This is a genomic window from Cupriavidus sp. 05L411 (assembly GCF_056398045.1).
Map to the genome: position 1 here is coordinate 41,846 of NZ_JBFTOQ010000030.1, position 20,916 is coordinate 62,761.

The 20,916-nt window shown below is 66.9% G+C and carries 21 protein-coding genes; 12 read left to right on the top strand and 9 right to left on the bottom strand.

The annotated features are described in order from the left end of the window. Positions 1-214 precede the first annotated feature (214 nt). Positions 215-1,447, bottom strand: a complete 1,233-nt coding sequence (locus tag AC1DQR_RS28380; RefSeq protein ID WP_477134197.1) for an MFS transporter — start codon at positions 1,445-1,447, stop codon at positions 215-217. Between the two features lie 501 nt (positions 1,448-1,948). Here AC1DQR_RS28380 and gnd point away from each other — a divergent pair. After that, the gene (gene gnd, locus AC1DQR_RS28385; RefSeq protein WP_416052183.1) at positions 1,949-2,986 is read left to right on the top strand and encodes a phosphogluconate dehydrogenase (NAD(+)-dependent, decarboxylating); all 1,038 of its coding nucleotides are present in this window, start codon (positions 1,949-1,951) and stop codon (positions 2,984-2,986) included. A gap of 204 nt (positions 2,987-3,190) precedes the next feature. Further along, positions 3,191-4,153, top strand: coding sequence for a chemotaxis protein (locus tag AC1DQR_RS28390; protein ID WP_416052184.1), 963 nt, complete (start codon positions 3,191-3,193; stop codon positions 4,151-4,153). A gap of 199 nt (positions 4,154-4,352) precedes the next feature. Here AC1DQR_RS28390 and AC1DQR_RS28395 read toward each other — a convergent pair whose 3' ends face one another. From AC1DQR_RS28395 to AC1DQR_RS28415, 5 genes are all read right to left on the bottom strand, one after another. Then, positions 4,353-5,081 (bottom strand): amino acid ABC transporter ATP-binding protein, encoded by a 729-nt coding sequence (locus tag AC1DQR_RS28395; RefSeq protein ID WP_253931565.1) that lies wholly within the window; start codon positions 5,079-5,081, stop codon positions 4,353-4,355. Further along, complete coding sequence (locus AC1DQR_RS28400; protein ID WP_174424714.1) at positions 5,062-5,718, bottom strand: amino acid ABC transporter permease; 657 nt, start codon at positions 5,716-5,718, stop codon at positions 5,062-5,064. The genes AC1DQR_RS28395 and AC1DQR_RS28400 overlap by 20 nt, the downstream gene beginning before the upstream one ends. Next, entirely contained in the window at positions 5,715-6,380 is a 666-nt protein-coding gene (locus AC1DQR_RS28405; protein ID WP_416052185.1) for an amino acid ABC transporter permease, read from the bottom strand. Before AC1DQR_RS28405 ends, AC1DQR_RS28400 begins: the two co-directional genes overlap by 4 nt. 137 nt (positions 6,381-6,517) lie before the next feature. Then, on the bottom strand, positions 6,518-7,300 hold the full coding sequence (locus AC1DQR_RS28410; protein WP_150988280.1) for a transporter substrate-binding domain-containing protein: 783 nt from the start codon (positions 7,298-7,300) through the stop codon (positions 6,518-6,520). 97 nt (positions 7,301-7,397) lie between these two features. Further along, on the bottom strand, positions 7,398-8,132 hold the full coding sequence (locus AC1DQR_RS28415; RefSeq protein WP_477134198.1) for a GntR family transcriptional regulator: 735 nt from the start codon (positions 8,130-8,132) through the stop codon (positions 7,398-7,400). 195 nt (positions 8,133-8,327) lie between these two features. On the opposite strand from AC1DQR_RS28415, the gene AC1DQR_RS28420 reads away from it, so the two are divergent. Continuing rightward, complete coding sequence (locus AC1DQR_RS28420) at positions 8,328-8,486, top strand: hypothetical protein (protein ID WP_477134199.1); 159 nt, start codon at positions 8,328-8,330, stop codon at positions 8,484-8,486. Between the two features lie 5 nt (positions 8,487-8,491). Here AC1DQR_RS28420 and AC1DQR_RS28425 read toward each other — a convergent pair whose 3' ends face one another. Then, positions 8,492-9,997, bottom strand: a complete 1,506-nt coding sequence (locus AC1DQR_RS28425) for an efflux transporter outer membrane subunit (protein ID WP_477134200.1) — start codon at positions 9,995-9,997, stop codon at positions 8,492-8,494. A gap of 149 nt (positions 9,998-10,146) precedes the next feature. Between AC1DQR_RS28425 and AC1DQR_RS28430 the strand changes: the two genes are divergently transcribed. The 7 genes from AC1DQR_RS28430 (at position 10,147) to AC1DQR_RS28460 (ending at position 16,574) form a co-directional block, all read left to right on the top strand. Continuing rightward, on the top strand, positions 10,147-10,680 hold the full coding sequence (locus tag AC1DQR_RS28430; protein WP_416052189.1) for a winged helix-turn-helix transcriptional regulator: 534 nt from the start codon (positions 10,147-10,149) through the stop codon (positions 10,678-10,680). A 51-nt stretch (positions 10,681-10,731) separates the two neighbouring features. Then, complete coding sequence (locus AC1DQR_RS28435) at positions 10,732-11,844, top strand: HlyD family secretion protein (protein WP_416052190.1); 1,113 nt, start codon at positions 10,732-10,734, stop codon at positions 11,842-11,844. Further along, positions 11,841-13,475: a DHA2 family efflux MFS transporter permease subunit gene (locus AC1DQR_RS28440; RefSeq protein ID WP_416052191.1), complete on the top strand. Its 1,635-nt coding sequence runs from the start codon at positions 11,841-11,843 to the stop codon at positions 13,473-13,475. The genes AC1DQR_RS28435 and AC1DQR_RS28440 overlap by 4 nt, the downstream gene beginning before the upstream one ends. Before the next feature lie 26 nt (positions 13,476-13,501). Continuing rightward, the gene (locus AC1DQR_RS28445) at positions 13,502-13,729 is read left to right on the top strand and encodes a hypothetical protein (RefSeq protein ID WP_416052192.1); all 228 of its coding nucleotides are present in this window, start codon (positions 13,502-13,504) and stop codon (positions 13,727-13,729) included. Then, positions 13,729-14,916, top strand: coding sequence for a thiolase family protein (locus AC1DQR_RS28450; protein WP_416052193.1), 1,188 nt, complete (start codon positions 13,729-13,731; stop codon positions 14,914-14,916). Before AC1DQR_RS28445 ends, AC1DQR_RS28450 begins: the two co-directional genes overlap by 1 nt. Before the next feature lie 85 nt (positions 14,917-15,001). Next, the gene (locus AC1DQR_RS28455) at positions 15,002-15,550 is read left to right on the top strand and encodes a winged helix-turn-helix transcriptional regulator (RefSeq protein ID WP_477134201.1); all 549 of its coding nucleotides are present in this window, start codon (positions 15,002-15,004) and stop codon (positions 15,548-15,550) included. Positions 15,551-15,635: 85 nt separating this feature from the next. Next, positions 15,636-16,574, top strand: a complete 939-nt coding sequence (locus AC1DQR_RS28460; RefSeq protein ID WP_416052195.1) for a 2-dehydropantoate 2-reductase — start codon at positions 15,636-15,638, stop codon at positions 16,572-16,574. Here AC1DQR_RS28460 and AC1DQR_RS28465 read toward each other — a convergent pair. Continuing rightward, complete coding sequence (locus AC1DQR_RS28465; protein WP_416052196.1) at positions 16,571-17,563, bottom strand: AraC family transcriptional regulator; 993 nt, start codon at positions 17,561-17,563, stop codon at positions 16,571-16,573. The genes AC1DQR_RS28460 and AC1DQR_RS28465 overlap by 4 nt on opposite strands. A 168-nt stretch (positions 17,564-17,731) precedes the next feature. Here AC1DQR_RS28465 and AC1DQR_RS28470 point away from each other — a divergent pair, with 168 nt between their 5' ends. Beyond that, positions 17,732-18,268: a carboxymuconolactone decarboxylase family protein gene (locus AC1DQR_RS28470; RefSeq protein ID WP_416052197.1), complete on the top strand. Its 537-nt coding sequence runs from the start codon at positions 17,732-17,734 to the stop codon at positions 18,266-18,268. A gap of 174 nt (positions 18,269-18,442) precedes the next feature. After that, the gene (locus tag AC1DQR_RS28475) at positions 18,443-19,441 is read left to right on the top strand and encodes a sulfate ABC transporter substrate-binding protein (RefSeq protein WP_477134202.1); all 999 of its coding nucleotides are present in this window, start codon (positions 18,443-18,445) and stop codon (positions 19,439-19,441) included. A 54-nt stretch (positions 19,442-19,495) separates the two neighbouring features. Here the strand turns inward: AC1DQR_RS28475 and AC1DQR_RS28480 are convergent, their stop codons facing one another. Beyond that, positions 19,496-20,743 carry a cation:proton antiporter gene (locus AC1DQR_RS28480; RefSeq protein ID WP_416052199.1) on the bottom strand — a complete coding sequence of 416 codons (1,248 nt, stop codon included), beginning with the start codon at positions 20,741-20,743 and terminating at the stop codon, positions 19,496-19,498. Positions 20,744-20,916 lie beyond the last annotated feature (173 nt).

A 20,916-nucleotide genomic window follows, 5' to 3' on the forward strand; every position in this document is an offset into this window, starting at 1 on the left:
AACCCGCGTACTGTAGCGGCGCAAATTGAATGGGTCAAGCACAAAACGGCGGATGCCTGCGATTCATCGATTTTGAAGGCTGAATGCATGCGGATTGCCTGAAAATCAATCGGACAAGTCTGAAAATAGATCAAGAAATTCCCGAATCCATTCATCGCATCGGAATATCTCGCGGCCTCATCTGGCGTGCCGCGAGATTGGCGCGTTGCGATAGTCAGTGCGTTGGCACCGGCATGGCAGCGCGCCGCGACCGCGCCGCCAGCACCGGGCTCAGGCCCAGCCCGCCCAGCGCCGCCATGGCCGAGAACAGGAACACCGAGCCATAGCCTGCATGGCTGGCGATCACGCCGGCCACCGGGCCGGTCAGCCCTAACGCCAGGTCCAGGAACAGCGCATAGGCGCCAAGCGCCGAGCCGCGGTTGCTCTGGGGCACCAGCTTGACCGCCTCCATGCCCAGCGACGGGAACACCAAGGCAAAGCCAAAGCCGGTGACGGCGGCGCCGATCAGCGCCTGCGCGGGTGTCGGCGCAAGCCAGATCAGGGCCAGGCCGGCGGCTTCCACGGCAAACGAGCACAGCGCCACCCGATAGCCGCCAAAGCGGCCGATGCTATCGGCCAGCAGCAGGCGCGCCACCACAAAGCTCACGCCCAGGCTGGTCAGCGCCAGCGCGGCATGGTCCCAGCCGTGGCTGGCGTAGTACAGCGTGACAAAGGCCGTGATGGCGCCAAAGCCCACCGAGCCCAGCGCCAGGCACAGGCCAAACGGCGTCATGTGGCGGAACACGGTGCGAAACGGCATGCGCGCGCCCTTTTCCGTGGGCACCGCTGCCTTGCGCCGGGCCAGCATGAACGCGGCCAGGGCCATGACGGTGGTGACGATGCCCAGCGAGGCAAAGCCCCAGCGCGCATCCAGCAGCACGCCAACCGGCGCGCCCAGCGCCAGCGCGCCGTAGGTGGTCATGCCATTCCACGAGATCACCTTGCCGGTATGGCGGGCGCCCACGTCGCCGATGCCCCAGGCAATGGTGCCGGTGGTCACCAGGCTCTCGCCCGCGCCCAGCATCAGCCGGCCGGCGAACAGCCACGCCAGGCTGAGCCAGCCGATCGACACGAACAGGCTGGACACCACGGCCAGCAACCCGCTGGCGGCAACCAGCGTGAGCCCGAGCGTGACGGATTTTTTGGGACCCTGCAGGTCGCACAGGTTGCCGGCGTAGGCGCGGCTCAGCAGCGTGGCCAGGTACTGGATGCTGACCGCCAGCCCGGCCACGACCGTGCCATAGCCAAGATCGCCGTGGACAAAGCCGGGCACCACCGCCAGCGGCAGGCCGACCGTCAGGTAGGCAATGAAGTTGAAGAAGACGATGGCGACGATGCGCCGGTTGATGCTGCCTTGCTGGTGTTCCCCGGATTCCGGGGCGGCGAGGGTCGTGCTGTTTGCGGACATGGCGATGCGAAGGCGAGTGTCTTGGCGCTGAAAGCGCAGAGCCCGGACAACGAACCGTGGCGCGCCATGCTTGGGGCGCGCGGGAGCGTGCGGTCTTGGGGCGAATGCGAAGCGGGTAGCGAAGGTGTGATGCGGGCGCTACTCGAGGCGGTGGTTGAATACGGCGGGGCGCAGGCGGTGGGCTGGCAGCATGAGCAGGGACATGGCTAGGGGGCGGTTAGCCGGCCTGTGTCCCCAGAAGCTGGCCGGTGAAATCGGAGCCGCCCGGTCGTATGCAAGTCCGCCGCTGCTGGCTGGGCGATTTTAAGCGGCCGTTTAGTTGGTGTAAATCCGGGTTGCGGAATTTAGCAGCCCCGAGTGCGCTAAGTGGCACGTTCTTGGGGGCGGTGAGGCCTGTGCAAGTGCGTTCGGAGAGGTGGACAATGCCTCGTGGCAGCAGCACGTTTCGCCACCAGTTTCGTCACCAGTTTCATCACCAATGACTCAGTGAGAGGACCGGATATGCAACTCGGAATCGTAGGGCTCGGGCGCATGGGCGCGAACATCGCAAGGCGGCTGCTGCGCGCGCAGCATGAGGTGGTGGTGTACAACCGCAGCGCCGACAAGGTGCAGGCCCTGGCGGCGGACGGTGCCGTCGGCGTCACCAGCATCGAGGCGCTGGTTGGCAAGCTGGCTGCCCCGCGCGCGATCTGGGTCATGTTGCCGGCAGGCGACACCACCGAGCAGATGATCGCCGCGCTGGCGGACCTGCTCGAGCCCGGCGACGTCATCATCGACGGCGGCAACACCTTCTACAAGGACGATATCCGGCGCGCTGGCGAACTGGCGGCGCGCCAGTTGCATTATGTGGACGTGGGCACCTCGGGCGGGGTCTGGGGCCTGGAGCGCGGCTATTGCCTGATGATCGGCGGCAAGCAGGAGGTCGTCGCCCGGCTCGATCCGCTGTTCGATACGCTGGCGCCAGGCTATGGCGACATCCCGCGCACGCCGGGGCGCAATCCCGCGAACGACCGCGCCGAGCGCGGCTACATCCACGCCGGGCCGGCGGGCGCAGGCCACTTTGTGAAGATGGTCCACAACGGCATCGAGTACGGCCTGATGCAGGCCTACGCCGAGGGTTTCGACATCCTCAAGACCAAGGCCGCCGAAAGCCTGCCCGAGGCCGAGCGCTTCCAGCTCGACCTGGCGGATATCGCCGAGGTGTGGCGGCGCGGCAGCGTGGTGTCCTCGTGGCTGCTCGATCTCACCGCGCAGGCGCTTGCCAGTGACGTCAAGCTCTCGCGTTTCTCCGGGGAAGTCGCTGACAGCGGGGAGGGGCGCTGGACGATCGACGCGGCTGTCGAGCAGGCCGTGCCGGTGCCGGTGCTGGCCAGCGCGTTGTTTGCGCGGTTCCGCTCGCGCCAGGATCACACCTATGGCGAGCGGCTGCTCTCGGCCATGCGCTTTGGGTTTGGCGGGCATGTGGAAGAGCATGGCGGCGGGGAGTCCGGTGTGGCGCCCGCCAGCCGCCCCGCCGGCCTGCCTGATTCCGCACTTTAATGGGGTGGGGCGCGAATTCGTCAGTCCTTTGCCGCGTTGCCGCTAAATTTCCCGAAAGATTGGCCGTTAGCCGGAGCAGTGGCCCGTCATTGCAGCGCGCCGCTCCAGCGCCAAGCACCGCTGGAGCCACGCGGCGATGCCGGGCCCGGGGAAACGATCAACACCGCGCAGCGAGCCCGCGCATTGCGGGGACAAAGGAAGCGTATGAGCAGCTCGATGAGAGACATCGACGAACGGACCAACCTGACCAACAACAACCAGTTCGAGTTGCTGTTGTTCCGCCTGGGCGAGTCGGACCAGTCCGCGCAGAGCGAACTGTTCGGCATCAACGTCTTCAAGGTCCGCGAAATCCTGGTAATGCCCCAGGTCACCACCGTGGTCGGCGGCGGCCCGGCCATGCTCGGCATGGCCGATATCCGCGGCCAGGTGATTCCTGTGATCGACCTGCCCAAGATGGTGGGATGCACGCCGCGCAGCGGCCTGAACATCCTGCTGGTGACCGAATACGCGCGCTCCACGCAAGGCTTTGCCGTGGAAGCCGTGGAAGAAATCGTGCGCCTGGAGTGGAACCAGGTGGTCTCGGCCGAGACCAGCGTCCGCGGCGATATGGTGACCAGCATCGCCAAGCTTCATAACGAGGCCGATCCCGCGAACCCGCGCCTGGTCCAGGTGCTGGACGTGGAGCAGATCCTGCGCGACGTGCTGCCGACCCGCCAGCCGGAAGTGGACCCCAAGACGGTCGGGCCGCAACTGACGCTGCGCCCCGGCACCAAGATCCTGGCCGCCGACGATTCCGCTTTTGCCCGCAGCCTGATCGAGCAAGGCCTCAAGGCCATGGGCGTGCCGGTGCTGATGACCAAGACCGGCCAGGAAGCCTGGCAGCAACTGGGCGAGATCGCCGATCACGCCGCCGCCAACGGCCGCACCGTGCAGGACGAGATCGCGCTGGTGCTGACCGACCTGGAAATGCCCGAGATGGACGGCTTCACGCTAACCCGCAAGATCAAGGCGGACGCGCGCTTCAAGTCGATCCCGGTGGTGATCCACTCTTCGCTGTCCGGGACGGCCAGCGAAGACCACGTGCGCAAGGTGGGGGCCGATGCTTACGTGTCGAAGTTCCTGGCGAAGGACCTGGCGGATACGATCCGGGGCGTGCTGGCACGTTGATGCTTGTGGGAGGGGCAGGGGGGAGAGGGCGGGCGGGATAATACCGTTGGCTTCGCTTCAAGTGGCTCCTAGCCAAACCGCCCCTCTCCCCGGCCCTCTCCCCATGAGGGGAGAGGGAGAAAACAGCCTTCGTCATGGCGCTCGGCGTTGGCCCATTCGGCGGCTTCGGCGAATGCCTCTGGTTTGTCAGCAGGCCAACTCAGGCCGCCATTCCCAGGAACTGCTGCAGCTCCGGCGTAGCCGGATTGCTGAACAGCTGCTCCGGCGGCCCGATCTCATGCACGCGCCCCTGATGCATGAACACCACCCGATTGCACACCTCGCGCGCAAAGCGCATTTCGTGCGTCACCATCAGCAGCGTCATGCCCTCGCTGGCCAGCTGGCGCACCACGTTCAGCACCTCCACCACCAGCTCCGGGTCCAGCGCCGAGGTAATCTCGTCGCATAGCAGCGCCCGTGGCTGCATGGCCAGCGCGCGCGCAATCGCCACCCGCTGCTGCTGCCCGCCGGAAAGCTGGTCGGGATAGCTGTCGAACTTCTCCCCCAGCGCCACCTTGGCCAGGCACTCGCGCGCACGGCTCAATGCTTCCGGCTCTTTGACGCCGGCTGCCACGGTGGGCGCCAGCATCACGTTGCGCCCCGCGCTCAGGTGCGGGAACAGGTTGAACTGCTGGAAGATCATGCCGACCTTGCGCCGCAGCGCGCGCAGCTCCAGCTCGCTGCTGCCGAGCTTGGCGCCTGCCACGGTGATGTTGCCTTCGTCGATGCTCTCCAGGCCGTTGATACAGCGCAGCAAGGTGCTCTTGCCCGAGCCGCTCTTGCCGATGATGGCGATCACCTCGCCGGCCTCCACCTTCAGGTCGATGCCCTTGAGCACTTCGTTCGCGCCGAAGCGCTTCTTTACGTTTTCAATGGCGATGAGCGACATTGAGCTTCCTTTCCAGGTGACGGCTGTAGCGGGATAGCGGCCAGCACAGCGCAAAGTAGATCAGCGCGACCAGCGCGTAGACGGTAAAGGGGCTGAAGGTGGCGTTGGTGATGACCGTGCCCGCCTTGGACAGCTCGACAAAGCCGATGATGGATGCCAACGCCGTGCCCTTGATGATCTGCACCACGAACCCGACCGTGGGCGCAATGGCAATGCGCAGCGCCTGCGGCAGGATCACGTAGCGCATCTGCTGCAGGTGGCCCAGCGAGAGGCAGCCGGCGGCTTCCCATTGGCCCTTGGGGATGGCCTCGACGCAGCCGCGCCAGATCTCCGCCAGGTAGGCGCCGGACCACAGCGACAACGCCAGGCCAGCGGCCAGCCAGGCCGGGATCTCCACGCCGAACAGCGCCAGGCCGAAGAAGGCCAGGAACAGCTGCATCAGCAGCGGCGTGCCCTGGAACACTTCGATAAAGGCCCACGCCGCGCGGCGCAGCGGCGCGCGCCGGCTGATGCGCATCAGCAGTACCAGCAGCCCGATGACGGCACCGCCGGCAAAGGCCACCAGCGACAGCACCACGGTCCAGCGCACCGCCATCAGCAGGTTGCGCAGGATGTCCCAGGTTGAAAAATCGGTCATGACGCCCTCCGGAACAGCATGCCGCCAATGCCGCGCAGCACCTGGCGCAGCCCGATGGCAAGCAGCAGGTAGATGGCGGTGGTCAGCAAGTAGACCTCGAACGCGCGGAAATTCCGGCCCTGGACGAAGTTGGCGGCAAAGGTCAGGTCTTCGACCGCGATCTGCGAGCACACCGCCGAGCCCAGCATGACGATCACCACCTGGCTGGACAGCGCCGGCCAGATCTTCTTCAAGGCGGGGCGCAGCACCACGTGGCGAAACACCAGGAAGGGCGACATCGCCAGGCTGGCGCCCGCTTCAAGCTGGCCGCGCGGCACGGCCGCGATGCCCGCGCGGACAATCTCCGCGCTGTAGGCGCCAAGGTTGATCACCATGGCCAGGATGGCGGCCTGCATTTCTCCCAGTTGCACGCCCGCGCTGGGCAGGCCGAAGAAGATAAAGAACAGCTGGATCAGGAACGGCGTATTGCGGATCAGCTCCACATAGCCGCCCGCGACGGCCGCCAGCCAGGCCGGGCCCTGGGTGCGCGCCCAGGCGCAGGCGATGCCGAGGGTCACCCCCAGCACGCCGCCCATGGCGGTGAGTTCAGCCGTGACTTTGACGCCGTGCGCGAATACGCCCGCGTAGTCAAAGGCCGAGAGGAAATCGAATTGGTAGGACATGCGGTAGCGATCGGTGGAGGCGCCCGGTTGGGGCGCTCATGAGCGCGGAGCTGGCGCAGTACGCCATGCCGCAGCGGCTGCCCGCCGGGCACGGCCTCCCGTGGCTTGGGCCGTCAGTGCATCAACGCATCAACGCATCAAAGCGTGGCCGGCAGCGGCATGCCCAGCCACTTCACCGTGATCGCATTGAGCTCGCCGTCCTTTTTCACTTCCGCCAGGATGGCGTTGACCTTGGCTTGCAGCTTGGGCTCGCCCTTGTTCAGGCCGATGAAGCAGGGCGAGTTCTTGATCAGGAACTTCGGTTCCGGCTTCTTGGGCGGGTTCTTGGCGAGGATGGCGGCTGCCACCACGTTGCCCGTCGCCACCAGTTGCACCTGGCCGGACAGGAACGCACTGATGGTGCCGTTGTTGTCTTCGTAGCGCTTGATGGTGGCCGTCGCCGGGGCGATCTTGGTCAGTTCCAGGTCCTCCACCGCGCCGCGCGTCACGCCGATGGTCTTGCCGGCCAGTTCGGCGGCACCGGTCACTTTCTGGTCGGCAGGGCCAAACACGCCGTTATAAAACGGTGCGTAAGCCTCGCTGAAATCGATGGCCTTCTCGCGCTCGGCGTTCTTGCCCATGCTGGAGATCACCAGGTCCACCTTCCTGGTCTGCAGGTAGGGCACGCGGTTGGTGCTGGTCACGGGCACCAGTTCCAGCTTCACGCCCATCTTCTTGGCGATCAGCGCCGCCACGTCGATGTCCAGCCCCTGGGGCTTCATCTCGGCGTTGACCGAGCCGAACGGCGGAAAGTCCTGCGGCACCGCGACCTTGAGCACGCCGGCCTTGACCACATCGTCCAGCGCTTCGGCGCCGGCGGTTTGCATCGAGAAGGCGAGGGCAGCGGCACCGAGGCCGAGGAGGAGTTTGGAGAGCTTCATAGGGGTCCTTGCTAGCTTGCCGTTGGGGTGGAAATTCAAAGAATCGAAATCGAAATCGAAGAAGCGGGTCGTTGCTATCTACCGGTTGCCCGCGCGCTCAGGCCGCATGACCCAGCGGGCTCAGCGCCTGGCGCAGCGGATCGGGCGGGGCTGCCGGCGTGGCGGCGCTCAGGCCGGCCTCGACGTGGCACAGGTGGGCGTCCATCAGCGCGATGGCGCGCTCGGTATCGCCAGCGGCCAGCGCTGCCACGATCAGCACATGCTCGGCGCAGGACTCGTTGGCCTGGTGGCTGGACTGGTAGCGCATGGCAATCAGCGTGGTGCGCGCCGTCAGGTCGCGCAGCGTGTCGGCCAACAGCACATTGCCCACGCATTCGCCCAGGCACACATGGAAGTCGCCCAGCAGGTAGCTGCGCAGGGCGGTGTCGTCGGCGCTCAGCGCGCGCTGCTCCTGCGCCACGTGCTCCTGTAGCCGGCCGATGGCAGCGGCGGAGACCGGCGCCGCATAGCGCAGCAAGCCAAGCTCGATCGCGCGCCGGGCGGCAAATGCCTGGCGGGCTTCCTGCCGCGACGGCTCGATCACAAACCAGCCGCGCCGGGCGGACACCGTGACAATGCCGCGCGCCGCCAGCCGGGTCAGGGCTTCGCGCACCAGCGTGCGGCTGACGCTGAACAGCCCGGCCAGCGCCTGCTCGCCCAGCCGCGTGCCGGGCGCCAGGCGCTGGGCCAGGATCGATTGCGTGATGCGTTCGGCAATCTCGGCGGAAGTGCTGCCGCGGACGTGGCCGGTGGCATCGCTGAAGACTGGCATGGAGGGAGTGGCGAAAGTCATGCCAGCCTGAGACGCAAGAGGTATGCCAGACTGATATACAAGCGTGATGTGCAGGTTTTGTACGCAAAACAGCCTTGGCCCGGGCTGGGTGCGCACCAGTTGGGCGCGGATTTTGCCGCTGGCGAGTGCGGGTGCACGGCAGTGGTGCGGCGAGCGCTGCGGGCAAAGTGCTCAGGCTGCGTATGGAAGGCGCGCGTGGAGGCCGAGGCCCTTGCCGGGAAAAGGCTGCACAGCCTGGGCGTGCGCATCAGCATTGGCGATTTCCACATGGGCTACTTCCTCTCCGGGCCGCTCACCTCGGAGGACGTTTCCACCTTGCTGAGAGAACGGGTTCCCGCGCCAGGCCTGGACTGATCCGATCACCACCCACCGCCCAGCGCGCGGAACGTCGCCACCGCGGCGCGCGCGTTGTCGGCGTGCACGCGGGCCTGCTGGTCGCGTGCGGCCAGCAACTGGCGCTCCTCATTCAACACCTCGAACAGGCTGACGGCACCGCCCTTGTACGCATCTTCGGAAGCGCCGCGCGCGCGTTCGTGGGCGTCGATCTCGGTGCTCAGTTCCTTGCCTTGCGATTCCAGCTCGGTCAGCGTGACGATGGCGTTCTCCACGTCTTCGGTGGCGCGCAGCATGGCCTTGCGGTAGTTGACCAGCGCCTCGGCGTTGGCGCCCTTGGCTTGCGCCACCTCGGCATCCACGCGGCCAAAATCGAACAGGCGCCAGCGCAAGCCCGCTGCCGCCACCGGCTGGAACGCGGCAGCGGAAAACAGCTTGCCGCCGCTCAGGCTCTCAAAGCCGAGCAGCGCGGATAAGGACAGCTTGGGGTAGTACTCGGCGGTGGCCGCGCCGATGCGCGCGCTGCTGGCGGCCAGCCTGCGCTCAGCCGCGATCACGTCGGGGCGGCGGCGCAGCAGGTCGGCGGGACCCTGGGCCACGGAGATGGCCGGCACGGCCACGCCGTTCGGCAGGGGGCCAAGCTCGGCCGCGTAGGTGCCCGGCTGCGCTCCCATCAGCACATCTAGCCGGTTCAACTGGGTTTGCAGCTCGATCCGCAACGGTGGAATGGTGACGCGCGCCTGCGCCACCAGCGCTTGCGCCTGGGCTACCTCGCGGCTCGATGCAAGCCCGTCGCGCAAGCGCAATTGCACCAGGTCCAGCAGCTTGCCGTTGTTCGTCACCTGCTCCTGCGCAATGGCAATGCGCTGCTGCGCGCCGCGCACGCGGAAGTAGGCATCGGCGGCCTCGGCCGCCACCGAGATGCGCGCGCCGAGCTGGTCAGCCTGAGCGGCCTGCGCCTCGGCGTCGGCCGCCTCTGCGCCACGCCGCAGGCCGCCGAACAGGTCGATCTCCCAGCTCGCGCCCGCGCCCACATCGTAGAGCGCGGCATTGCGGTCGTAGCCGGGGAACTTGCTCGCGATCTTGCCTAGCGGGCTTTCCAGCGACTGATGCACCTTGGCCGCCTGCGCCGACAAACTGCCTTGGGGCAGCAGTTGCGCACCGGCCTCGGCGGCAGCGGCCCGTGCCTGCTGCACGCGGGCAAACGCGGCGGCCAGGTCCAGGTTCTGGTCCAGCGCGCGCTGGACGATGCGCGTGAGCGCGGGATCATCGAATCCCGTCCACCAGGTATCCAGCGGCGGCGCAGGCTGGCGCGTGGCGCGTGCAGCCAGCGCATCGGCATGCGGGAAGCTGGCTGCGGTGTCGGCCGCGGGCGTCTTGTAGTCCGGGCCTACCGCGGCGCAAGCCGCCAGGCCCAGCGCCGTCAGCGCTGCCGCGCAGAGCACGGTGGCCCGCGCCGCGTGCCGGCGCAGGTGCTGGTATGGCTGCGGCTGTTCAGGCGCGAGTCCGGGGCGGGGCGGGGTACGGCTCATGTCCATCTCCTTCAGGGATTCAGGGAAATCAGGAAGCGGCTTGGTCGCCGCCCCACTGGCTTTCTTCAACAAGTTACTTGCATGATGATATTTACAACTCTATACTAACTTTCATATTGATAGCAACCTGATTTCCCGGAGGTGCGGACATGCAGAAAAAGCCGCTCGACAATGCGCCTTGCCCCATTGCCCGCAGCCTGGCGCGGGTGGGTGAGCCGTGGAGCATCCTGATCCTGCGGGAGGCGTTCTATGGCAACAGCCGCTTCGACGAATTCCAGAAGCAGTTGGGCATTGCGCCCAACATGCTGGCGCGCCGCCTCGAAACCCTGGTGCGCGAGGGCCTGCTTGCGCGGCGCCAGTACTGCGAGCGGCCGCCGCGTTTCGAATACCTGCTGACTGACCGGGGCCGCGAATTCCGCCCGGTGATGCTGGCGTTGCTGGCCTGGGGCAACCGCCACTTCTCGCCCGAGGGCGAGAGCGTGTTGCTGGTGGACCGCCAGACCGGCGCCACCGTTATTCCGATCCTGGTGGATGCGCAGACCGGGCATCCGATTACCGATGCCGATCACGTGGTCGTGGCGGGCCCGGCCGCCAGCGAGGGCGTCCGCGCCAAGCTCGAAAAGTCGGCGCGGGCACGCGCGGCCACCATCCCCGATGTCCCGCAAGCAACGATCCAAATCTGAAAGCGCTACAGCGCTGCAGCGAAAGTTAGAGCGAAAACCAGAGGAAGCGTCATGACAAGCGATATCACCGCCGAGCGTGCAGGCCCGGCGCCCATCCCCGTTACCCGCAAGCCCCGCATCAGCCGCAAGCGGCTGATCATGACCGGCGCGCTCATCGCCGCCGGCCTTGGCGCCGCCGCCTATGGCCAGCACTGGTGGACGCACGGCCGCTTCCTGCAAAGCACCGACGATGCTTATGTTGGCGGTGAAGTCACGGTGATTGCGCCGAAGGTGCCGGGCTACCTGGCGCAAGTGCTGGTGACCGACAACCAGCAGGTGCACGCCGGCGACTTGCTGGCCCGCATCGATGACCGCGACTACCGCGCCGCGCTGGCCAAGGCGGAAGGGGCGGTGGCCGCCCAGCAGGCGCTGCTGGCCAACCTGGACGCCACCCGCTCCTTGCAGGAAGCCGTGATCGGCCAAGCCCGGGCGGCGGTCACCGCTGTGAATGCCGACACCCTGCGCTCGCGCGACGACCAGGTTCGTTACCAAAGCCTGGCTGCCAAATCGGCCGTATCGGTCCAGAGCTCGCAGAAGGCTGACTCGGACTACAAGCAAGCTCTCGCCAACACGCAGAAGGCGCAGGCCAGCCTGCTCGCCGCGCAGCGCCAGGTCGACGTGATTGCCACGCAGAAGCTGCAAGCGCAGGCGGCGCTCGCGCAAGCCGTTGCCGAGCGCGACATCGCCAAATTGAACCTGGGCTACACGGAGTTGCGCGCGCCTATCGACGGCACCATCGGCAACCGCCGCGCCCGCGTGGGCGCCTACGCCGCGGGCGGCGCGCAGCTGCTGTCGGTGGTGCCGGCACGCGGCCTGTGGGTCGATGCGAATTTCAAGGAAGGGCAGCTTGCGCATCTGCGCCCGGGCATGCGTGCCACCGTGGAGGCCGACGTCTTGCCCGGCCGCGTGTTCCACGGCCGCGTACTCAGCCTGGCGCCGGCCACGGGGGCACAGTTCAGCGTGCTGCCGCCGGAGAACGCCACCGGCAACTTCACCAAGATCGTCCAGCGCGTGCCGGTGCGCATCATGCTGGATGACAACGAGGCCGCGCTGGCCATGCTGCGGCCCGGCTTGTCGGTGCTGGCGCAAGTCGATTCCCGCGCCGACGCGCAGGTGCAACCATGAGCAGCAGCGTCCTGGCCGGCCCCGGGCAGGCCACGCAGCCAGCCGAGCCCGCGCAGCCGTCCGCGCCGGCGTATTCCGCGGCCTCCATGAGCACGGGCGCCAAGGTGCTGGCCTTCGCCACCATGTGCGTGGGCATGTTCATCGCCTTGCTGGATATCCAGATCGTCTCGGCCTCGCTGCGCGACATCGGCGGCGGGCTGTCGGCGGGCACCGATGAAACCGTGTGGGTGCAAACCAGCTACCTGATCGCCGAGATCATCGTGATTCCGCTGTCGGGCTGGCTGTCGCGCGTGATGTCCACGCGCTGGCTGTTTGCCGTTTCGGCGGCAGGCTTTACGCTAACCAGCCTGCTGTGCGGCCTCGCCTGGAACATCCAGAGCATGATTGCCTTTCGCGCCATGCAGGGCTTCCTGGGCGGCTCGATGATTCCGCTGGTGTTCACCACCGCCTTCGCCTTCTTCGGCGGCAAGCAGCGCGTGATTGCCGCAGCCACCATCGGCGCACTGGCCTCGCTGGCGCCCACGCTCGGGCCCACCGTGGGCGGCTGGATCACCGACAACTACTCCTGGCACTGGCTGTTCTTCATCAACCTGGTGCCGGGCATCTTCATCACGGTGGCGGTGCCGCTGCTGGTGCGCGTGGATCAGCCCAACTGGTCGCTGGTGCGCGGCGCCGACTATCTCGGCATGACGCTGATGGCGCTGTTCCTCGGCTGCCTGCAGTACACGCTGGAAGAAGGCCCGCGCTGGGACTGGTTTGGCGACGATGTGATTCTCACCTCTGCCTGGATCTCGGGCATGGCGGGCGTCGGCTTTGTCTGGCGCAGCCTGACCTACGCCCATCCGGTGGTGGACCTGCGCGCGCTCAAGGACCGCAACTTCGCACTTGGCTGCTTCTTCTCCTTCATCACCGGCGTGGGCATCTTCGCCACCATCTATCTCACGCCGCTGTTCCTGGGCCACGTGCGTGGCTTCAGCGCGCTGCAGATCGGGCTGGCGGTGTTCTCAACCGGTGTGTTCCAGGTCATGTCGATCCCCGTCTATGCCTTCTTCGCCAATCGGGTGGACCTGCGCTGGCTGATGATGTTCGGGCTGGGCTGCTTTGCCTTCTCGATGTGGCAGTTCGCGCCGATTACGCACGACTGGGGCGCGCAGGAACTGTTGCTGCCGCAGGCGTTCCGCGGCATGGCGCAGCAGTTCTCGGTGGCGCCGGCGGTCACGCTCACGCTGGGGGCGTTAGCGCCGGAGCGGCTCAAGCTGGCGTCCGGGCTGTTCAACCTGATGCGCAACCTGGGCGGCGCGATCGGCATCGCCAGTTGCGCGACCATCCTGAACGACCGCACCAACCTGCATTTCCAGCGCCTGGCGGAGCACCTGAACTACAGCAACGAGGCCATGGGCGCGCTGCTGCAGGCGGTGGGCAGCAATATGGCCGCGCTGGGGCACGACGTCGCCGATGCGCAGTCCGCCGCGCTCAGGCAACTGTGGGCACTGACCTGGCGCGAGGCGCAGACGCAGACGTTTGGCGATGCCTTCCTGGTCATCATGGTGTGCTTTGTCATCGCCACCGCCATGGTGCCGCTGCTGCGCAAGGCGGGGCCGCCCATGGCGCCATCGGCCGATGCGCATTGAGGCCTTCCACACCCGGGAGATGGATCATGAACACCCGTTTAGCTAGCGCGCTGGCCTGTGCCGCGCTGTTTGCCGCCATGGCGGCACAAACCGTCCACGCCGGCTCGGAGCGACCGCGCGACTCCGGCGTGGGATGCGCCCGCGCCGACAACCGCTACTGCAAGGCGCCGCAGGGTGCGGCGGCTGGCGATGCGCAAGCGCAATGGCCGGCCGCTACGCGTCCGGCTTCGTCCACCACCCCAAGGAGCCTGTGATGAAAACCAGGGAAGTCGTGTTATGCCACCCCGTTCGCACCGCCATCGGCGCCTATAACGGTTCGCTCAAGGCCACGCCGGCAACCGAACTGGGCGCGGCGGTCATCCGCGAGACGGTGCGCCGCTCTGGCGTCGATCCGGAGCGGATCGGCAGCGTGGTCTTCGGCAATGTGATCCAGGCGGGCAACAGGATGAATCCCGCCCGGCAGGCGGCCATCGGCGCGGGCCTGCCGGTTTCGCTGCCGGCGATGACGGTCAACCGCGTGTGCGGTTCCGGCGCGCAGGCCATCGCCAGCGCCGCCGATGAAATCTGGCTTGGCCACGTTGACATGGCGATTGCCGGTGGCATGGAGAATATGGACCAGGCGCCTTACCTGATGCCCGCCGCCCGCTGGGGCAGCCGCATGGGCGACGCGGCACTGCAGGACAGCATGTTGCGTGATGGCCTGGTGGATGCCTTCTCGGGCGAGCACTCCGGCTGGCATACCGAGGACCTGGTGACCCGAAACAAGATCAGCCGCGACGAACAGGACCGCTGGGCCGAACGCTCGCAAAGCCGCTTTGCCCGCGCGCAGGAGCAAGGCCGCTTTGTGGAGCAGATCATCGGTGTGCCCGTGAAGGCAAAGGGCGGCACATCCACGTTCAACGTGGATGAAGCGAACCGGCCGGATACCACCTTCGAGATTCTCAGCAAGCTGCGCCCGGCGTTTCGCAAGGACGGCACCATCACCGCGGGCAATGCACCGGGGCTCAATAGCGGCGCGGCCGCCATGCTGGTCGCCGAACGATCGCTGGCCGAGAGCCTCGGGCTGGCGGCGATGGCCCGGCTGGTGGCCTATGGCGTAGGCGCCGTCGAGCCAGGCTTGTTCGGCCTCGGGCCCGTTCCGGCAGTGCGCCAGGCGCTGCAGCGCGCGCAATGGGCGCTGGGCGATGTCGAGTGGCTAGAGATCAATGAGGCCTTCGCGGCGGTGCCCCTGGCAGTGGCGGGGGAACTCGGATTGCCGCTCGACATCATCAACGTGGAGGGTGGCGCGATCGCGCATGGCCATCCCATCGGCGCAACCGGGGCGGTGCTCACCACACGCCTGCTGTACGCGATGCGTGCGCATGGGCTACGCCGGGGCATCGTGACGCTGTGCATCGGGGGCGGGCAGGGCATTGCGCTGGCGCTCGAAGCCCTGGATTAGACGGCATCGGCGGGGACGGCATTGCGGCGTTTCAATCCAGCTATCATGTTGAAAGTATCAAGATGCCGAAGCGGAGTCCTCGACCATGCAAAGAAAAACCTTCAGGAACATGCAATGCCCCATCGCCCGCGGGCTGGAGCGGGTTGGCGAGTGGTGGAGCATGCTGCTGATGCGCGAGGCGTTCTATGGCGCGCGGCGTTTCGACGACTTCCAGAAGAACCTGGACATCGCGCCCAATATGCTCACGCGCCGCCTCACCGCGCTGGTGGAGGAGGGGCTGCTGGAGCGCCAGCAGTACTCGGAGAGGCCGCCGCGCTACGAGTATGTGCTGACGCAATGCGGGCGGGATTTCCTGCCCGTGCTGCTGGCCATGCTGGCCYGGGGCAACAAGCACTTCGCGCCGGAAGGCCCCAGCGTGGAATTGCGCGACAAGGAAACCGGCAAGGTGGTCGATCCCGTGCTGGTGGATGCCGGCACGGGCGAGCGGCTGAGTTTCAAGCGGCATGCCCTGGTGGCCGGCCCGGCCGCCGCGGACGGCATGCGCCGGCGCCTGGCATCCGCCGCCGGCTTCCTGGGAGGCGCGGAGCAAGCCGGGGAGGCGGACGACGCGGTGCTTGCCGGCGACCTGCCGTAGGCGCTTTGCACTGCTAGCCCTTTTAATCACTGTTAATCACTGTTAATCACTGTTAACCAAGTCGGACATCGAAGCGGGGAATGTCATGAAGATTCTGGTCCTGGGCGCTGGCGCCATGGGTGGCTACTATGGCGCTCGCCTGATGCAGGCGGGGGCGGATGTCACGTTCCTGGTGCGGCCACGGCGCGCCGAAGTGCTGGCGAGAGACGGCCTGACCGTGCGCAGCGAGCTTGGCGATATCCGCGCCGCCGTGAAGACGGTGCTGGCCGAGCACGCCAGGGCGGACTACGACCTGGTCCTGCTGGCATGCAAGACCTATGACCTGGACAGCGCGATGGCCGCGCTGGGCCCAGCGCTTTCTGCCAGCGGGGGCAAGCGCGCGGCGATCCTGCCGCTGGTCAACGGGTTGCGCGCGTACGAGACGCTGGACGCGCGCTACGGCCGCGACAGGGTGCTTGGCGGCGTGTCGTACATTGCCACCACGCTGGACGCCGCTGGCGCGGTGGTGCATCAAGGCGCGGTCGACCGGCTCATCGTGGGCGCGCGTGCCGAGTCGGCACAGGGCCTGGCCAGCGCCTTCCATGCGCTTGCGGCCAGCACGCCCGGCACGCGTGAGTTGTCATCGGCCATCGACCAGGCGCTATGGAACAAGTGGGTGATGATCTCGGCCGGTGCGCTGATGACCTGCCTGATGCGCGGCACCGTCAGCGAGATCGTCAGGACGGTGGACGGCCGGGCGTTGATGCAGCAGGCCATGGACGAATGCGCGGCGGTGGCGCGTTTGTCCGGGCACGCCTTGCCCGAGCCGGTGGCCCAAGCCATGGCCGCGCGCCTGCTGGACGAGAACTCGGCCTGGGCCGCCTCCATGATGCGCGATATCGCGCAGGCCGCGCCCCGCCTGGAGGCGTACGACATCGTCGGCGACATGGCGCAGCGTGCCGCGCGGCTGGGGCATGCGGTGCCGCTGGTGCGCATCGCCTATAGCCACCTGCAAGTCTACGAAGCGCAGCGCGCCGCAGCCTAATGCGCCGAGGCCGCCTGCGCGGCGGCTGCCGCGCGGCGCTCCCGCGCCGCACGCCGGAACATGCCCGGCCCCACGCCAAAGTACGCTTTGAAGGCACGCCCGAAGGCGGCCTCGGAGGCATAGCCGCAATGCTCGCCGATGCTGGCCGCGGGGCCGCGGTCCAGCGTCAGCAGGCGGGCGGCCATTTCCATGCGCAAGGTGGTCACGAACTGCAGCGGCGTCTCGCCGCTGAGCTGGGCGAAGCGCCGCGCGAACGTGGCGCGCGACACATTGCACACCGCCGCCAGCGACGCCACTGACCACGGCTCGGCCGGCGCGCGCAGCACCGCATCAATCGCCTTGGACAGCCGCGCATCGGCCATCAGCGACAGCAGGCTATGCGTGACGCCGCCCTGCGCGATCAGCGCGCGCAACAGCAGGGTCAGCAACGCGGTGGAGAGCTGCCCGATGACCGCCGCGCCACCTGGCTCGGGCGCCTGCGCCTCGTTGCGCATCATGTCGATCAGCGCATGCAGCCAGGCGAAATCGGCGCGCTGCGCGGTGGCCACACGCAGCACCGGGGGCAGGTTGCGCAACAGCACCGTGCCCGGCAAGCCCAGCACGAACGTGCCGCACAGCATGTCCAGCGGATGCGCGTCGCCGGGCATCGTCACCTCGGTCAGCAAGCCATTGAAGCGCGTCGTCTGGGCCGGCATGGCGGGGTGCGCGCCGGCGGCACCTTCTGCCCCCTCGGTCCCATCGGTCCCATCGGGCAGGCTGCGCAGCGTGTGCGCGCTGCCATGCGGGAACAGCAGCACGTCGCCCGTATCGAGCGAGATGGCCTCCTGCGCCACCAGCGCGCGCGCCTGCCCCTTCAGGATGATGTGATACGGCAGGTGGCCGGCGGGCGCCGCCGCGTTGTCCACCCGCCAGTTGCCGGCGAAGTGGCAGTGCAGGTCGACGGTGCCGGCGGGCGAAAGCATGCGCACAAGTTCGGTCAGGCTATCCATGGCGGGAACGGGGGCATCAAGACGGATAGGGAGAGTTGAGACGATAGGGCAAGATTATGCGACGATTATATGCGGTAAGTCGCATCTGGCGCGCCTAGACTTCAGTCCATGGAAGCAGCGCAACAAACACAGCGCGGGTCCATCAACCAACCGCAAAGGAGTGCCGTCATGTCCCGTCTTCACACCATCAACCCCGCCGAAGCCACCGGCCAGGCCGCCCAACTGTTCGCCGCCATCAAGGGCGCCGTGGGCAAGGTGCCCAACGCTTACGCGGTGATCGGCAGCAATGCCCCCGAGGTGCTGGCCCACGCGCTGCAAACCGGCGCGCTGCTCAAGAATGCTACGCTCAGCGCCCGTGAGCTCGAAGCGATCAACCTTGCCGTCAGCGAAGCGTCGGGTTGTGACTATTGCGTGGCCGCGCACACCATGACCGGCAAGATGGCCGGCTATACCGCCGAACAAACGCGTGAGCTGCGCGCCGGCGAGTACCCGCAAGACAGCAAGATCGACGCGCTGGTCCGCTTCGCACTGGCCGTGGCCACGACTTCCGGCACGGTGCCTGCCAGCGTCGTCGCCAATGTGCGCGAAGCCGGCTACACCGATCGGCAGATCGTCGAGAGCATCCAGGCCATCAGCGCGATCCTGTTCACCAATATGATCAACCGCGTCAACGATACGGTGATCGATTTCCCGAAGGTGGCGTGAGAGGCGGCGCAAGGCGAGGAGATCGTGCCCCGCCTTCCGGCTTGTTTGCGTCTATCGACATGCAGAATCTTTCGTTCCGCTGCGATGCCCCCGCTGTGGACAATGAGGATCACGAGCGTCATGCCTGTCTTTTCGGCAAGACATTAATCCGATCGATCCAACCAGCGTCCATTCATGTCCCGACCCCTGCTCCGCATTCTTGCCACCGGCCTGCTGCTCGGCGCCACGTTCCCCGCGCTGGCCGACACCGCCATCCTCAACGCCGGCTACGACGTCACCCGCGAGCTGTACCGTGAGATCAACCCCGGCTTTGTTGCAAACTGGAAGCAGGCGAGTGGCGAGACGTTGGTCATCAACCAGTCGCATGGCGGCTCGAGCAAGCAGGCGCGTTCGGTAGCCGATGGCCTGGAGGCCGACGTGGTGACCATGAACCAGGAGACCGACATCGACATCCTGGTGCAGCGGGGCGTGGTGGCGCAGGACTGGAAGAAGCGCCTGCCGGACAACGCGGCGCCGTACTACTCCACCATCGTGTTCCTGGTGCGCAAGGGCAATCCCAAGCGCATTCTCGACTGGGAAGACCTGGGCCGCGCTGGCGTACAGGTGATCGTGCCGAACCCCAAGACTTCGGGCAACGGGCGCTACACCTACCTGGCGGCGTGGGGCGCTGCCATCCGCAAGGGCGGCAGCGAGGCGCAGGCGCGCGATGCGGTGGGCCGCCTGTTCCGCAATGTGCCGGTACTCGATACCGGTGGCCGGGGCGCGACCACCAGCTTCACGCAGCGCCAGCTTGGCGATGTGCTGGCCACCTTCGAGAGCGAGGTGCACCAGATCCGCAAGGAGCTGGGAGATAGCTTCGAGGTGGTGTATCCGAGCCAGTCGATCATCGCGGAAGCGCAGGTGGCTGTGGTCGACAAGGTGGTGGACAAGCGCGGCACGCGCAAGGTGGCCACGGCCTATCTGCAATACCTGTGGTCCGATGCCGGCCAGGACGTGATCGCCCGCCAGTTCTACCGGCCGCGCTCGGCCGCGGTGCTCAAGACCCACGCGGCGCTGTTCCGGCCGATCCAGCTGTTTTCCGTCAGCGACGTGTTTGGCAGCTGGGCGCAGGCGCAGAGCCGGCATTTTGCCGATGGCGGCGAGTTCGACAAGATTTACCAGAGCCGGCTGTAAGCCAGGCGCGGGCGGCGGGTGAGTCCCACCGCCCGCTTGCGGATGCCGTATCTGCTATGGCTTCGGGCTCAGGCCGTTCAGGTGCTTGACCAGCTTGCCCAGCGTGGTGGCCTGGATCAGCAGGCTGAACACCACCACCAGGTAAGTCACGCCGATCAGCATCTCGCGGCCGGGGAACTCCGGCAGCGATAGCGCCAGCGCGATCGAGATGCCGCCGCGCAGGCCGCCCCAGGTCATGATGGTGGCCGAGTGCGGATTGAGCCGGCGGAAATTCTGCAGCGCCAGCAGCGGGATGGCCACGCTGATGCCGCGCGCAATCAGCACCACGGGAATCGCCGCCAGCCCCAGCCAGACGATATGCAGCTGCAGCGAAAGCGCGATGATCTCCAGCCCGATCAGGCCAAACAGCACCAGGTTGAGCAACTCGTCCAGCAGGCCCCAGAAATTGAACAAGTGTTCGCGGGTCTTCTCCGACATCGACTTGCTGGTGCTATGGTTGCCGATCACCAGGCCCATGATGACCACCGACAGCGGCGCGGACACGTGCGCCACTTCGGCCAGGCTGTAGCCACCGGTGGCGAGCGCCAGCGTGATCAGGATCTCGACCGGATAGCTGTCGATCCCGCGCAGCAGCACCGACGCCACATAGCCCACCACAATGCCCAGCACCACCGCGCCCAGCACTTCGCGCACCAGCGCGAGCGCCACGTGCGAAGCAGAGAATTCGGTGGCGCCGGTAGCTAGCCCCACCAGGGTCAGGAATGCCACCACCGCGGTGCCGTCGTTGAACAGCGATTCGCCCGCAATCTTGGTTTCCAGGCTTTCCGATGCGCCCGCGTTCTTGAGCACGCTGAGCACGGCGATCGGGTCGGTAGGGGAAATCAGCGCGCCGAACACCAGGCACCACAGCAGGCTGACCGGGTGGCCCAGCCACTGTGCGACATAGAAGAAGCCGAACCCGACCGCGGCGGTCGAGATCACCACGCCGACCGTGGCCAGCATGACCACGGCCCGGCGCTGGCGGCGCATGCGTGAGAGGTCAACGTGCAGGGCGCCGGCGAACAGCAGCAGGCTGAGCAGGCCGTGGAAGACCACGTCGGAAAAATCGATCTGGGCCACAAGCTTGCGGGCCTGCGCGACCATTTCAGGGTGGTTGAAGCCGAGGATGGATACGCTCAGGCAGGTCACCAGCCCGACGGCGGTGATGCCCAGGGTGTCGGGCAGCTTGATGAAACGGTGGTTGATGACGCCGAAAATGGCGATGAGGGTGAAAAGGGCGCCAGTCCCTTGGAATACAGTCATGCGGGGAGTTCTCCTTGCTGATGGGCGTTGCGGGTGTTTCAAGCGTTACAGGCGTTACAGGCGTTGCAGGCACTAGCGGCACTACGGGCACTAGCATCACTACCGGCAGTCCGCGTCGGGTGCGACGCTATGTGAATTTTGTGCCACATCGGCCATATCAGCAATTGGGAAAT